The 13,496-nt window shown below is 28.8% G+C and carries 10 protein-coding genes, 1 tRNA gene, 1 pseudogene and 1 riboswitch; of the genes and pseudogenes, 8 read left to right on the top strand and 4 right to left on the bottom strand.

Translation table 11 applies throughout. The features are described 5' to 3' along the window. Positions 1-54 precede the first annotated feature (54 nt). Complete coding sequence (locus IAA47_05085) at positions 55-399, bottom strand: hypothetical protein (GenBank protein MBU3842341.1); 345 nt, start codon at positions 397-399, stop codon at positions 55-57. A gap of 133 nt (positions 400-532) precedes the next feature. Between IAA47_05085 and cls the strand changes: the two genes are divergently transcribed. From cls to IAA47_05055, 6 genes are all read left to right on the top strand, one after another. After that, positions 533-1,978 carry a cardiolipin synthase gene (gene cls, locus IAA47_05080; protein MBU3842340.1) on the top strand — a complete coding sequence of 482 codons (1,446 nt, stop codon included), beginning with the start codon at positions 533-535 and terminating at the stop codon, positions 1,976-1,978. Between the two features lie 21 nt (positions 1,979-1,999). Next, positions 2,000-2,752 carry a PHP domain-containing protein gene (locus IAA47_05075; protein MBU3842339.1) on the top strand — a complete coding sequence of 251 codons (753 nt, stop codon included), beginning with the start codon at positions 2,000-2,002 and terminating at the stop codon, positions 2,750-2,752. Between the two features lie 52 nt (positions 2,753-2,804). Further along, a tRNA-Arg gene (locus IAA47_05070) sits at positions 2,805-2,881 on the top strand. 25 nt (positions 2,882-2,906) lie between these two features. Next, on the top strand, positions 2,907-3,200 hold the full coding sequence (locus IAA47_05065; GenBank protein ID MBU3842338.1) for a hypothetical protein: 294 nt from the start codon (positions 2,907-2,909) through the stop codon (positions 3,198-3,200). A 149-nt stretch (positions 3,201-3,349) separates the two neighbouring features. Then, a riboswitch (glycine riboswitch) is annotated at positions 3,350-3,438 on the top strand. A gap of 104 nt (positions 3,439-3,542) precedes the next feature. Then, complete coding sequence (locus tag IAA47_05060; GenBank protein ID MBU3842337.1) at positions 3,543-4,895, top strand: sodium:alanine symporter family protein; 1,353 nt, start codon at positions 3,543-3,545, stop codon at positions 4,893-4,895. Between the two features lie 95 nt (positions 4,896-4,990). Further along, positions 4,991-5,230, top strand: a complete 240-nt coding sequence (locus IAA47_05055; protein MBU3842336.1) for a hypothetical protein — start codon at positions 4,991-4,993, stop codon at positions 5,228-5,230. Positions 5,231-5,332: 102 nt separating this feature from the next. Here the strand turns inward: IAA47_05055 and IAA47_05050 are convergent, their stop codons facing one another. Further along, positions 5,333-8,179 (bottom strand): DUF4981 domain-containing protein, encoded by a 2,847-nt coding sequence (locus IAA47_05050; GenBank protein MBU3842335.1) that lies wholly within the window; start codon positions 8,177-8,179, stop codon positions 5,333-5,335. A gap of 446 nt (positions 8,180-8,625) precedes the next feature. Between IAA47_05050 and IAA47_05045 the strand changes: the two are divergent. Then, positions 8,626-9,276: pseudogene (locus IAA47_05045) on the top strand (FMN-binding protein). Positions 9,277-9,357: 81 nt separating this feature from the next. On the opposite strand, the gene malQ reads toward IAA47_05045, so the two are convergent. After that, entirely contained in the window at positions 9,358-10,833 is a 1,476-nt protein-coding gene (gene malQ, locus IAA47_05040; protein MBU3842334.1) for a 4-alpha-glucanotransferase, read from the bottom strand. 12 nt (positions 10,834-10,845) lie between these two features. Here malQ and IAA47_05035 point away from each other — a divergent pair, with 12 nt between their 5' ends. Then, the gene (locus IAA47_05035) at positions 10,846-11,574 is read left to right on the top strand and encodes a substrate-binding domain-containing protein (GenBank protein MBU3842333.1); all 729 of its coding nucleotides are present in this window, start codon (positions 10,846-10,848) and stop codon (positions 11,572-11,574) included. A 67-nt stretch (positions 11,575-11,641) separates the two neighbouring features. Here IAA47_05035 and IAA47_05030 read toward each other — a convergent pair whose 3' ends face one another. Beyond that, complete coding sequence (locus tag IAA47_05030; protein MBU3842332.1) at positions 11,642-13,492, bottom strand: fructose-specific PTS transporter subunit EIIC; 1,851 nt, start codon at positions 13,490-13,492, stop codon at positions 11,642-11,644. Positions 13,493-13,496 lie beyond the last annotated feature (4 nt).

Genomic DNA, 13,496 nt, shown 5'->3' with positions numbered 1-13,496 from the left:
TTTATCTTTTACTTCATAAGGAGTTATTTTATTTACTATATTAGAAAAATTATTTTATATTATAGTATCAAAGTTCAGTGTGAAAATAGTATCAAAATATTTTGAATTAATAATATTATTATAGGCATCCAAATTAGTATTGTATCTATATTCAAAATTTTCTTTAATTTGTTTAATCAAATTTTTCTTGGTATCAATAACAGCATCAAGATATGCTTGAACTATATCAGAAAAAGAATTAAGATCTTTTATATAGCCTTTAGCTGAGCTTTTTATCTCAGAAAGAATAGCTTCAGAGATATCAGTTCTAGTTGGATAACCAGAAATTTTGTTTAAAAAATCTCCAACAAAGAGATTAAATTTTTGCTCTTTTTCAAATTTATCAAAAAAGCTCTTCATAGTTGTTCACCTGCCTTGTAAAAAATTGTTCACTATTAGTATAACTTAAAAATTGTAAATACACAACAAAAAATTATAAAAATGTCAAGATTTTTTTGAAAAAAAATGCTACAATAAATATTGAGGTGAGGTTATGGAAATATTATTTAATTTTTTTAGGGATTATATAGTTTTTATAAATATAATCTTTGTTGTAATTATTGTTTTATTAGAAAGAAGAAATCCACTATTTACACTATTTTGGATAGTGCTTTTGGTTCTTGCTCCATATGTTGGTTTTATTGCATATCTTTTCTTTGGATTAAGCTTTAGAAAAAAGAGAGTTGTAAATGAATATTATAAATGGAAATTTCTATATAGTCGAGAGATATTGGGATTTTCTCAGCATAAAGAGCTAATGAGATGGGAACAGCTTATATCCTATGTAGAAGTTTCATCTAAAAATAAGTTAACTTCATTGAATATAACTGATATATTTATTGATGGAAATAAGTTTTTCGATTCTGTTATCAATGATTTAATGGAAGCAAAAGAGAGTATAGCAATGGAGTATTTTATTTTTAGAAATGATGAATTAGGTAAAAAAATAGCAGATGTTTTAAAAAGAAAGGCTCAAGAGGGAGTAGAGGTTAGGGTTATAGTAGACGGTGCTGGTGGTTATAGCAGAAAAATGTTAAGGGAATTAAACCATTTTGGTGTAAAGACTGGCATCTTTTTTCCTTCACACTTTCCTTTCTTTAAAATTGCAAATTTAAGAGCAAATTATAGAGATCATAGAAAATTGTGTTTAATAGATAAAAAATTGGGGTATATAAGTGGATTTAATATAGGTGATGAATATTTAGGAAAAGGTAGATTAGGATATTGGAGAGATACAGGACTTAGGATATTTGGGGAGGCTTGTTTAGAACTAGAGCAAGAATTTTATTTTTCTTGGAATATTGTAAAAAATGAAAAAATTCTTTTAAAGAAAGAGTATAAATATAATAAAGAGGTTTTAGAAAAGTTAATTGAAACAAAAGGAAGACATACAGGTCATATTCAGGTTGTAAGTAGTGGTCCAAACTATCAATTTAGAACAATAAGAGATAATGCATTAAAGCTTATAATGGAAGCTCAAAAATATATTTATATTCAAACTCCATATTTTGTTCCTGATGATAGTATATTAGATGCTTTAAAAATAGCTGCTTTATCAGGAGTAAAGATTAAAATTATGATTCCTAGCAAACCAGACCACTTTTTTATATATTGGGTTAATCAATATTTTGTTGGAGAGCTCCTTGATTTTGGAGTTGAAGTCTATAAGTATAATAATGGATTTATACATAGTAAGTTAATTATAGTAGATGATGAAGTTATAACAACAGGAACAGCTAATTTTGATTATAGAAGTTTTTATCAGAACTTTGAGATAAATGTAAATATTTATGAAAAAGATGTAGCTACAACCTTTAGAGAGATATTTCACGAGGATATAAAATTAAGTAGTAAATTGTTAAGAAGTGAGTATAGTAAGAGAGGGTATTATATAAAATTTAAGGAGTCAGTATGTAGATTATTAGCTCCGATAATGTAAAATGAAAGAGAGTGAGTTATTATGATTGAATTTCAAAAACTTTCTGATTTTTTCTTTCCTTTTATAGAGAGTGATATCAGATATATAGGAGATTTTTATTATGATTTACACATACACACAACTGCTTCAGATAGCTTTATTAAGCCGGAGTTTTTAAAAAGTTTTGTAGAAGACAAGAGATACCTTTTATCAGTAACAGACCATAATGATATCAGGGGAGCTATAAAATTAAATGAGATGGGAATAAGAAATGTTCCCGGAATAGAAGTTGGTTGTGAAGATGGATTTGAAATGTTAGTATATTTTAAAAAGATGCAAGATTTGGAAGAGTTTTACAGAAAAGAGGTTGAGCCATATAGAAATCAAAAAAGAATGGCAAAAACTTATAGGGGAATATACGAATACCTGGATGTTTTAAATCAATGGGAGTGTCATAAATCTATTCCACATATATATGGTGTTGTTCAAAAAAATTTTATAAATAATAAAAATTATATATATGATATAATACCAAAAGTTGATTCGTTAGAAACACACAATCATGCTTTACCTATGGTTAGAAATTTATTAGCTGGAGAGTTAAGGGAAAAATATAATTTAACAGCTACTTTTGGAAGTGATGCTCATATATTGAGAGAGGTAGTATCTTTTTACAAGTATTCCAATTTAGATCTAAGTAAAAGAGAAAAAGTTGTTAATTATTTATATAAAATAGGGAGTTTAAGTGGTATAGGACATAAGCATTTGATGTATATGCTTAAAAGTTTAACATAGTAAAAAAAATCCTTTTCAAATTAGAAAATATGGTGTATAATACTTTGGTAAAGACCCCGTAGCTCAATTGGATAGAGCAATTCCCTCCTAAGGAATAGGTTGTGTGTTCAAACCACATCGGGGTCGCCATTTTTTTATAGGTGATATTTTTATGATAAAAAAGTTGATTTTGATATCAGTACTATCTTTTTTTATCAGTGCTTGTAGCTCATATACTCCAGATGGTGTAAATAATCAATATTTAAAATTATCAAAAAATTTAGATAATCTTATGAGTGAAGAGATTAAGGAAAAAAAAAGAGCTAACTTAGAAAGAAAATTTGAAAATTTTTCCACAGGAATGATTAAATATAAAGAAAATAATCAAGGATTAGATACTCAATATTTAGATTATTATATAAAGGAAACTTCAATAAAAATTCAATATTTAAAAGACTTAAAAGATTAAAGTAAAAATTAAAGGTTGACAAATTAGAAAAAATAATTTATTATTTATTTCATAAATGAATTGAATAGAAAAATCGGATGAAGGTATAGGGAGAGAGCAAGATGTTAGCCGCCGACGAAGTAAATCTTTCAGGCAAAAGGACCTATATTGGACGAACCTCTGGAGAGACTCATTGAGCACCGAAGGAGCAAACCCAATTTTGGACTAAACTCTCAGGTAAAAGGACAGAGGAATTATGCAGCAACTTTTTATTTTTTGTATAATTCTTTTTTTGATTTCCAGAAGGTATTTATTACCTTCTTTTTTTATTCAATTTAAACAAAGAAAACAGGAGGAATCAAAGTGCAAGAGATTGTAGCAAAAATTAATGAATTTTTATGGGGGAATTTTTTAATTCTTTTATTATTAGGAACAGGTATTTACTTTACTTTTAAGTTAAATTTCATTCAGTTAAGAAAATTTTCTGAAGGGATAAAACAGGTAACAGGTTCTGTAAATTTAAAGGGAAAATCTGCAGATAGAAATGGGATGTCATCTTTTCAGGCTTTAGCAACAGCTATAGCGGCTCAGGTTGGAACAGGAAATTTAGCAGGAGCAGCTACAGCAATAGTCTCTGGAGGACCAGGAGCTATATTTTGGATGTGGGTAAGTGCTTTTTTTGGAATGTCTACTGTATATGTTGAAGCTATATTAGGACAAGTTTTTAAAAGAAGAGTTAATGGTCAAGTAACGGGAGGACCTGCATATTATATTGAGGAGTCATTAAAAAGTAGAAAGCTTTCAAAGGGATTAGCTATATTCTTTTCTGTAGCTTGTATATTAGCCCTTGGTCTTATGGGAAATGCGGTTCAAGCAAATTCTATCTCAGTAGCTTTTAATTCAGCTTTTGGAGTATCTCCACTTTTGATAGGAGTGATAGTTTCTATTTTATCTGGCTTTGTCTTTTTTGGTGGAATAAAAAGAATAGCTTCAGTTACTGAGAAAATAGTTCCTATTATGGCAGGGTTATATATTTTAGCTTGTGTAATAATAATTGTTATCAATTATAAGGAGATTATTCCTGCAATTAGCTCTATATTTGTTTCAGCTTTTAATCCAAAGGCTGCATTAGGGGGAGCTTTAGGTGTGAGTATGAAACAAGCTATAAGATATGGAGTGGCTAGAGGGTTATTTTCTAATGAGGCAGGAATGGGGTCAACTCCACATGCCCATGCTATAGCTAAGGTTGAACATTGTGGAGAACAAGGAATCGTAGCAATGATTACAGTATTTATAGATACTTTCGTTGTTCTTACAGGAACAGCTTTAGTAATAATAACTTCTAATGTAAGTGAAGGTGAAGGAATTGTTCTTACACAAAATGCTTTTATTAAAAGCTTAGGAAGTTATGGAGATGTTTTTATAGCTATTTGTTTATTTTTCTTTGCTTTTTCAACAATTATTGGATGGTATTTCTTTGGAGAAGCTAATGTTAGATATTTGTTTAAAAGTAAATATTCAATTAATATCTACAGAGCTATTGTTATGATTATGATTGTAATAGGTTCAACTTTAAAGGTGGGATTGATTTGGGAGATAGCAGATATGTTCAATGGAATGATGGTATTACCTAATTTAATAGCTTTATTAGCTCTAGGGAAATATGCAAGAACTTCAATGAAAGAGTATGAAGAGCTATTACTACAATTAGTTTAAGTTTAAATTAAAAATAGCTTGTAAAATTATATAAAAAGAGTATAATTAATTTAAGGTAAGACTAAAGAAGCTTATGAAATAAAAGGAGGACAAGTATGAGTATTGAAAAAAATATAAAGTATATTAAGGAAGAGTACGATACAGAGGTAGCAAGATTAGAGAGATTGGATAAATTTATAAATAGCCCAGAGTTTGAAACATCTACAGATCCAGAGCAAAAAAAACTTTTATGGGAGAAAAGAGAAGTTTTAGCAAAATATATAGCTATAGTTAAAGAGCAAATAAGATATGATCTTCAAAAAATTCAAGAAAAAGAAGGGTTAATAAAGAAATAATTATTTTTTAATTTAAAGAATAACTAAAAAATATAAAAAAGATAGGAGAAAGAAAATAATTAAGTAGTTGATATACTAAATTATTCCTTTCTCCTATTTCATTTAACTAAGTTTAGTAGGGGTTATATAAAAAGAATAACTATAATTTTTATTACTAGGAATGCAATATTCCTCTAACACAGGGGCTCCCCAGCTATCATCACCACCTACTCCCATCTGTTGCATAGTAATAGTTACATATGTATAATTTGGATTTGAGAGTTCATAAATATGATTAGCTTGTTCTAATTCTAAAAAACTGTAATGTAGTGCTTGAGCTTCAAAAACTTGACTTCCTTTACTAAATCTAATTCCACTATTTTCTTTATCTAATACTTCAAACCAGTAGACATCACTTCTATTACCACACTCTTGAGGAACAAGATAAGGTGTTAGATTATCTTCTATTTTTCCAAAGTAAACCCCTAGTTTAGCTCCCTCTTTTCTATCTATATAGTTTTCAAGAGGTCCTTTTCCATAGTATTTAAAGTTTGCATAGCTTTTTGGTAATTTAAATCTGACTCCTAGAAGAGGTAACTCAGGTAATCCATTTATGCCTTTATAATTTACCTCAATTTTTATATCTCCACTTCCTTGAACTATATAAGTTAATTCTAATTCTGTACTAGGTATTACAGGTAATTGATGGATATATTTTAATTGAATATAATTTTTTTGAGTATTAAAATTCCATTCTTTTAAAGTTATTTTTTGATAGAGAGAAGCCCCTAGCCACATAGAACAACTGTATGGATGAGAATATCCTTTAGCATTATCAGTACTTGCTCTCCAGAACACAGGTTGAGGTCTCTCTATGATTAATTCATTTTTATCATAAATTAAAGAAACTAATCCTTTATCTTTTGAGAAAAGAGCTTTAGTTTTTCCTACATAAACCCCAATATTTCCATCACCTTCTACCACTTTAATAATATTGTTTGGTTTAGAGATATCAGTTATTTCCTCTGTAACTTCTTGACCATAAGCTACTTCAAAATTTTTATCTGCCCATAGAGTATCATCTGTAAGAATTAAACTAACATTTTTTGTATAAACGCCCTTTATATCCTTAAGCCATGGAATCTCAACTTGAATATCTTCTCCAGGATTGCAAATAATATTTAATATACCACTTTGTAATGTTTTATTTTCTTGTTCAATGGAATAATAAAGATTATAATTTTTTAGGTTATCAAAAAGATTTCTATTTTTTATTAAACATCCTTTATCATTTGGATATATTTTTACATTTTGATATAAAAATTTTAATTCTTGAGCTTTTGGAGTTATTGTTCTATCAGCAAATACAATTCCATTACCACAGAAACTGTAATCAGTAGGTCTATCCATAAAATCTCCACCATAAACTAATACTTTTTTGCCCTCTTTTTCAACTTCTATACCTTGATCGATATAATCCCAAATAAAACCACCTTGATATTTTTCATATTTTTCTTCAAGTTCTGTATATTTAACCATTCCACCACATGAATTTCCCATAGCATGCATATATTCACAACTTATATATGGTTTTTGAGGATCGTTTTCTAAGTATTTGATAATATCTTTTGCTTTAGCATACATTCTACTTTCCATATCTGAAATTTTGTCATATTTTCTATTCCAAAAACATCCCTCATAATGTACAACCCTAGAGTTATCTCTTTTATGAAAAAAATCTGTCATTGTTAAGATATTTTCACCAGCATAGGATTCGTTACCACAAGACCAAATAAGAATGGAAGGATGATTTTTATCCCTTTCTAACATAGATTTAGCTCTATCTAGAACACACTCTCTCCATTCAGGTTTATCTCCAGGAACATTCCATGAAGGCTCACAAGCTCCCATTTTTTGCCAAGAACCATGGCTTTCTAAGTTTGTTTCATCTATTACATATATTCCAAATTCATCACACAGTTTATACCAGTAGGATTGATTAGGATAATGAGAAGTTCTCACAGCGTTTATATTATATTTTTTCATAAATTTAATATCCCAAAGCATATCTTCTTTAGAGATAGCTCTTCCTGTTTTATGATTAAATTCATGTCTATTAATACCTTTAAATACTATTCTTTTTCCATTTAAAAGCATAATTCCATTTTCTAATTTAAACTCTCTTAGTCCAAAGTTTTGTGGAATAACTTCTACTATGTTTTTATCTTCATCCTCTATTATTATGAGTAACTTATAAAGATTTGGAAATTCAGCACTCCAAAGTTTAATATTATCTAATGAAAATAATATTTCTGATTTTTCATTTATTTTTTGTTTTGGAGTTTCTAAAATTTTATTTTTATTATGATCGTAAACTTCAGCTTTAAAATATCCATTTAAGTTTTTATTATTAAAAAGACACTCTACCTTAATATCAGCTTTTTTAAAATTATCTTTTAACTTTGTTTTTATAAAGAGGTCTTTGATATGAAGTTTAGGAATAGCGTAGAGATAAACCTCTCTAAAAATTCCAGAAAATCTCCAAAAATCTTGATCTTCTAACCAACTAGCACTACTTCTTTTATATACTTCTACAGCTATCTTATTTACTCCTTTTTTTAAAAAAGTTGTTATTTCAAATTCAGATGGAGTAAAGGAATCTTCACTATATCCTACAAAATTACCATTAATCCAAAAAGAAAAAGCTGTTTCTACTCCTTGAAATGAGATAAATATATCTTTATTGATAAGATTATCATTTAATTCAAACTCTTTAATATAACTTCCAATAGGATTATCAACTTCAGATATATGAGGTGGTCTTAGCTGCTCTCTTCCATCCCAAGGATATAAAGTATTGATATATTGCATCCTATCAAAACCTTGTAATTGAATATGCCCTGGGACAATAATATCTTTAAAATGGTTTGAATCAAAATTTTCTTTGTAAAACTTCTTCTTCTCTTTCATCTAGATTTTTACTAAATTGAAATTTCCAAGTTCCGTTCAAACTTTGTTTAAGTTCAATCTCCTCTAAGTTTTTAGCAGAATCTAAAGTTTCAAAATATAGATGATCTGAATATGCTTCTAATCTATTTATTTGAAAAATTTCAGGATTGTTTAATATTTTAGAAATCTCTTTTTTTCCACAGTTTATCCCCCTTTTTATTAATAATTTGAATGTAGTCTAATTATAATATAGGAGATTTTTTATTGAGAGTCAATAAGGTTACAAAAAATAAAGATAAAAAATTTACTAATTTTTTTAATATTGATTTATTACAGAACTTAATATATAATATATAATCATATATCTAATGTTTTTAAGGAGGAAGATTGTAATGAAAAGTAAAAGAATTTTAAAAGTATTTCTTGTAACTGGATTAATTTTATCATCTAATTGTTTGTTTGCAGCTACTAAAATGTATCAAGGATTGGGAAAAAGCAGTAACTTTAGAGTAGGACCTGGAAAAGATGATAAAGGAGTAGAGGTATATAGTTTTAATTATGTAACAGCAGCTGGTGTTTTTGATGAAGCTGGAAGAGTTGTAAATTTAAGAGTTGATGCCCTTGAGGTAAGTACGCCTAATTATGACGGAGCTTCTATGCCACATTTTTCTGGGTGGCCTAATACACAAGGATATAATATAACAGATCATGAAAGTGGAAAGGTTACAGGAGTATCTTCTAATACTGTAGAAAATATTTCTAAAGAGGTAAATGAATGGAAAACAAAGCGTGAGCGTGGAGAAGCTTATGGAATGAATCCACGTAATGAGTGGAATAAACAGATGGATTTTTTTGAAAGCTATTTTAAAGGAAAAACTATAGCTGAGATAGAAGAGTGGTTTTCTAAGAATACTTCTGATGTAAATGGTAGACCACTTAAAGCAAAAAGTAGAAATGAACAAGATAAAGTTAAATATGGAAAATTATCTGAAAAGGAGAAAAGTGAACTTCTTGATGTTGTAGCAGGAGCAACAATGAGTTTAAAGGATAGTCATGGAGATATTCTTGGAGCAATAAAAGATGCTTATAATAATAGAGTTGAATTTGTAGTAGAATAATTAAAAATTAAAGTAATACAAACTATAAAAGTTGATTAACTTGACATGGGTTAGGTTAATCAACTTTTTAAGTTTTATATTTTAATTGCTTTTTCTTATTCTTTTGTATAATCCAGTTATATGTAACATACTTTGAATTAATCTTTCATCAGTAGCATTTTTCCACATTCTCCAACACCAGTTACCCCCAATAGTAGAAGGTACATTCATCCTAGCTTCATCTCCTAATCCTAAATAATCTTGCATCTGAATAATAACAACATTACTTGTAACAGCCATTGTCCTAGAGATCATTTTCCAAACAGTTTCCTTATCATTAGAAGTATAAATATCTAAATAACTTCTCATATATTCGATATCATTACTATTAGTAGAAAGTATCCATCCCAAAGCAGTATTATTATCATGAGTTCCAATATACGCTACACTATTTTGAGTATAATTGTGTGGTAAGTAATCTCCCCCTTCTCTAGAATCAAAAGCAAATTGCATAAGTTTCATTCCTGGATATCCGGTTTCTTTTAAAAGTTGTATAACATCTTCTGTAAGATAACCAAGATCTTCAGCTATTAAATTTAGTTCTCCAAGCTCTTCCTTTATTCTATTGAATAATTTTATTCCTGGTCCTTTCTGCCATTTTCCATTTAAAGCAGTAGTTTCATTAGCAGGAATAGAATAATAGCTTTCAAATCCTCTAAAGTGATCTATTCTTACAATATCATAAAGAGTTGTAGCACTTTTTAGCCGATCTATCCACCAATTATATTTGGTCTTTTCCATATATTCCCAATTATATAGGGGATTTCCCCATAATTGACCAATTGCAGAGAAAGCATCTGGAGGACATCCAGCTACAGATATCATATTAAGGTGTTCATCTAGTTGAAAATATTCTGGATTTTTCCATACCTCTACACTATCATAAGCTACGTATATAGGAATATCTCCTATAATTTTTATTCCATTTTTATTTGCATAATTTTTCAGATTTCTCCATTGAGTATAAAATTTATATTGTAAAAATTTCCAAAACTCAATTTTTTCTCTATTATTTTTTATAAAACATTTTAGGGTTTCAGGGTCTTTTTTTCTAAATTTTTCACTCCATTTTTCCCAAGAATAGTCATTATTAGCTTTTTTTATAGCCATAAAAAGAGCATAATCTTCTAACCAATTTTTTTCTTGTTCTAAAAATTTTATATATCCATCTTCTTTTAGGTTAAATCTTGTAAAAGCTTTTTCTAAAATATGGTATCTCAAATTATACATTAATTCATAGTCTATTAGTGTCGGATTATCACCCCAATTAAGAGTTTGGTACTCCTCTTGTTTTAAAAGTCCTTCATAAGCAAGAATATCTAAATCTATAAAATAAGGGTTTCCAGCATTTATAGAAAATGATTGATAAGGAGAATCTCCATAACTTGTTTGTCCTAATGGTAATATTTGCCAGTAAGTTTGTCCCGAATATTTTAAAAAATCTACAAACTTATAAGCTTCTTCTCCAAAAGTTCCAATTCCATAATTTGATGGTAGAGAAGATATATGCAATAATATACCACTACCTCTATATCTGGAAACTCAGAAAAGGAATTATTAAAATCTATAAAATCAATTATAAATAGTGGTAAGGTAAAGGGTTTTATTTTACTATATTCAAAGGATAATGATCCAATTTTAGAATATTTAAATAAAAATAATCAAATTTATACAATTATAGGAAAACCAAGTAAGAATATAAATAATACTATTTATATTGATAATGATAATATTACAGCTGGAAAAGATGCAACAGATTATTTAATAAAACTTGGACATAAAAAAATAGGTTTTCTTTATAATCAAGGAAATAGAATATTTGTTCAAGATAGAAAGGCAGGATATATCTCTTCTCTTCTTGAAAATAATATTGAGATCAAGCAGGAATATTGTTTAGAAAAAAATTTAGCTTTAGAGAAAGATACTTTAGAGCTACAAGAGCTATTTTTATCTGAGCATTCTCCAACTGCAATAATTGCATTAGATGATATAATAGCTCTTCTATTAGAAAAAATTCTTTTAAATATAAATAAACATGTACCTAAGGATCTATCAATTATAACTTTTAATAATACATTGCTTACAACTTTAACTAATCCTCAGTTAACTTGTATAGATATAAATAATTATCAATTAGGTCTAGAAAGTGCTTTACAAATTATAAGACATATAAAAGATCCTAATTTGTTACCAACTAAAATTATTGTACCGCACAATATTATAGAGAGAAATAGTTGTAAAAAATTTGAAAATAATTAAATTCAGCAATAAAAAAGAGTGTTACCTTTTATGGCGACACTCTTTTACTATAATAAAATATTAAAATTTATTCTTGTACTGGTTTTTTAATGAATCCTAAAATTAAAGCTGTAACAACAGAACCAATAATAATAGATATTAGATACATAACTGGATTAGTTACAACTGGGAGTACAAATAATCCTCCATGAGGAGCAGGTAATTGTACTCTAAAGAACATAGATAATCCTCCTGCTAGAGCAGAACCAACTATACAAGCTGGGATAACTCTAATTGGGTCAGCAGCAGCAAATGGAATAGCCCCCTCTGTAATAAAAGATAGTCCCATTATGTAGCAAACTTTACCAGCATCTCTCTCATCTTGAGTGAATTTATTTTTAAAGAAAGTAGTAGCTAAAGCTATTCCAAGAGGTGGTACCATTCCTCCAGCCATTACAGCAGCATGTGGATAGAAATTTCCAGCTGTTATCATCATAATACCGAAAGTAAATGCACTTTTATTTACAGGTCCTCCCATATCGACAGCCATCATTCCAGCAACTAAAGCTCCTAATAGAACTAGATTTCCAGTTCCTAAACCTTGTAAGAAATTAGTGACTCCAGTGTTAAGAGCTGCTATTGGATTGATAATAACTCCATACATTAAAGCTCCTGTTATGAAAATACCAAATAGTGGATATAATAAAACAGGTTTTAATCCTTCTAAACTAGATGGTAATTTAGCAAAAACTTTCTTTAATAAAACTACAACATATCCACCAAGGAATCCTCCAATAAGACCACCAAGGAATCCTCCACCATTATTTAAAGAGATAAGTCCTCCAACCATAGCAGGAGCAAAACCTGGTCTATCAGCTATACTCATTCCAATAAATCCAGCCATAACAGGTATCATTAAGAAGAAAGCGTTTCCTCCACCAATATCACTTAATAATTTTGCTATTGGGTGGAATGAAGGATCATTAGGGTTGCTAGCTTGAATACCAAACATAAATGATATTGCTATTAATATACCTCCACCAACAACAAATGGTAACATATTTGATACCCCTGACATAAGGTGTTTATAGAAACCAGTCTTTTCTTTCTTAGTAGCTGTTTTTTCACCACCAGTAGTTACATTATATATAGGAGCAGTCTGATTTAAAGCATTTTTTATTAAAGTTTCAGGATTTTTTATTCTCTCTTTTACAGGAACTATCTCAACATGTTTTCCAGCAAATCTTTCCATTTCAACATTTTTATCTGCAGCAACAATTATTCCCTTTGCATGCTTTATTTCTTCTGCAGTTATCTCATTTTTTACACCTGTAGAACCATTTGTTTCTACTTTAATGTTAACTCCCATATCTTTAGCCTTTTTTATAAGTGCATCAGCAGCCATATAAGTATGAGCTATTCCAGTAGGGCAAGCTGTTACTGCTAAGACTTCTGGATATCCTTGAGATACCTCTTCAACTTTTTCCTCTTTAACATCAGAGGTAAGAATAGATATTACCTCTTCAGGAGTTTTTACTTCTAAAAGTTTTTCTCTTATTTCATCATCTAATAACATTGTTGTTAATTTTGATAAAATTTCAATATGAGTATTAGATGCGTTAGCTGGAGCTGCTATCATAAAAAATAGTTTTGATGGTTCTCCATCTAAAGATTCATAATCAACACCATTTTTTGATAATCCAAAAGCTATACTTGGTATCTTTACAGCTGAAGTTTTAGCATGAGGTATTGCAATTCCCTCTTCAAGTCCAGTTGAACTTTGAGCTTCTCTTGCTAAAATAGCCTTTTTATACTCTTCTTTATCATTTAATTTACCACCTTGATAAAGAATTTCTACCATTTCATCAATAATTTCTTGTTTTGTTTGCCCTTTTAAATTTAAGTTTATACACTCACGTGTAAGTAAATTTGTTATCATTTGA

It is taken from the genome of Candidatus Fusobacterium pullicola, from assembly GCA_018883725.1.
Taxonomy (GTDB): Bacteria; Fusobacteriota; Fusobacteriia; order Fusobacteriales; family Fusobacteriaceae; genus Fusobacterium_A; species Fusobacterium_A pullicola.
Note: the sequence above shows the minus strand (reverse complement) of the source record. Positions and strands in the feature narration are given on the sequence as shown.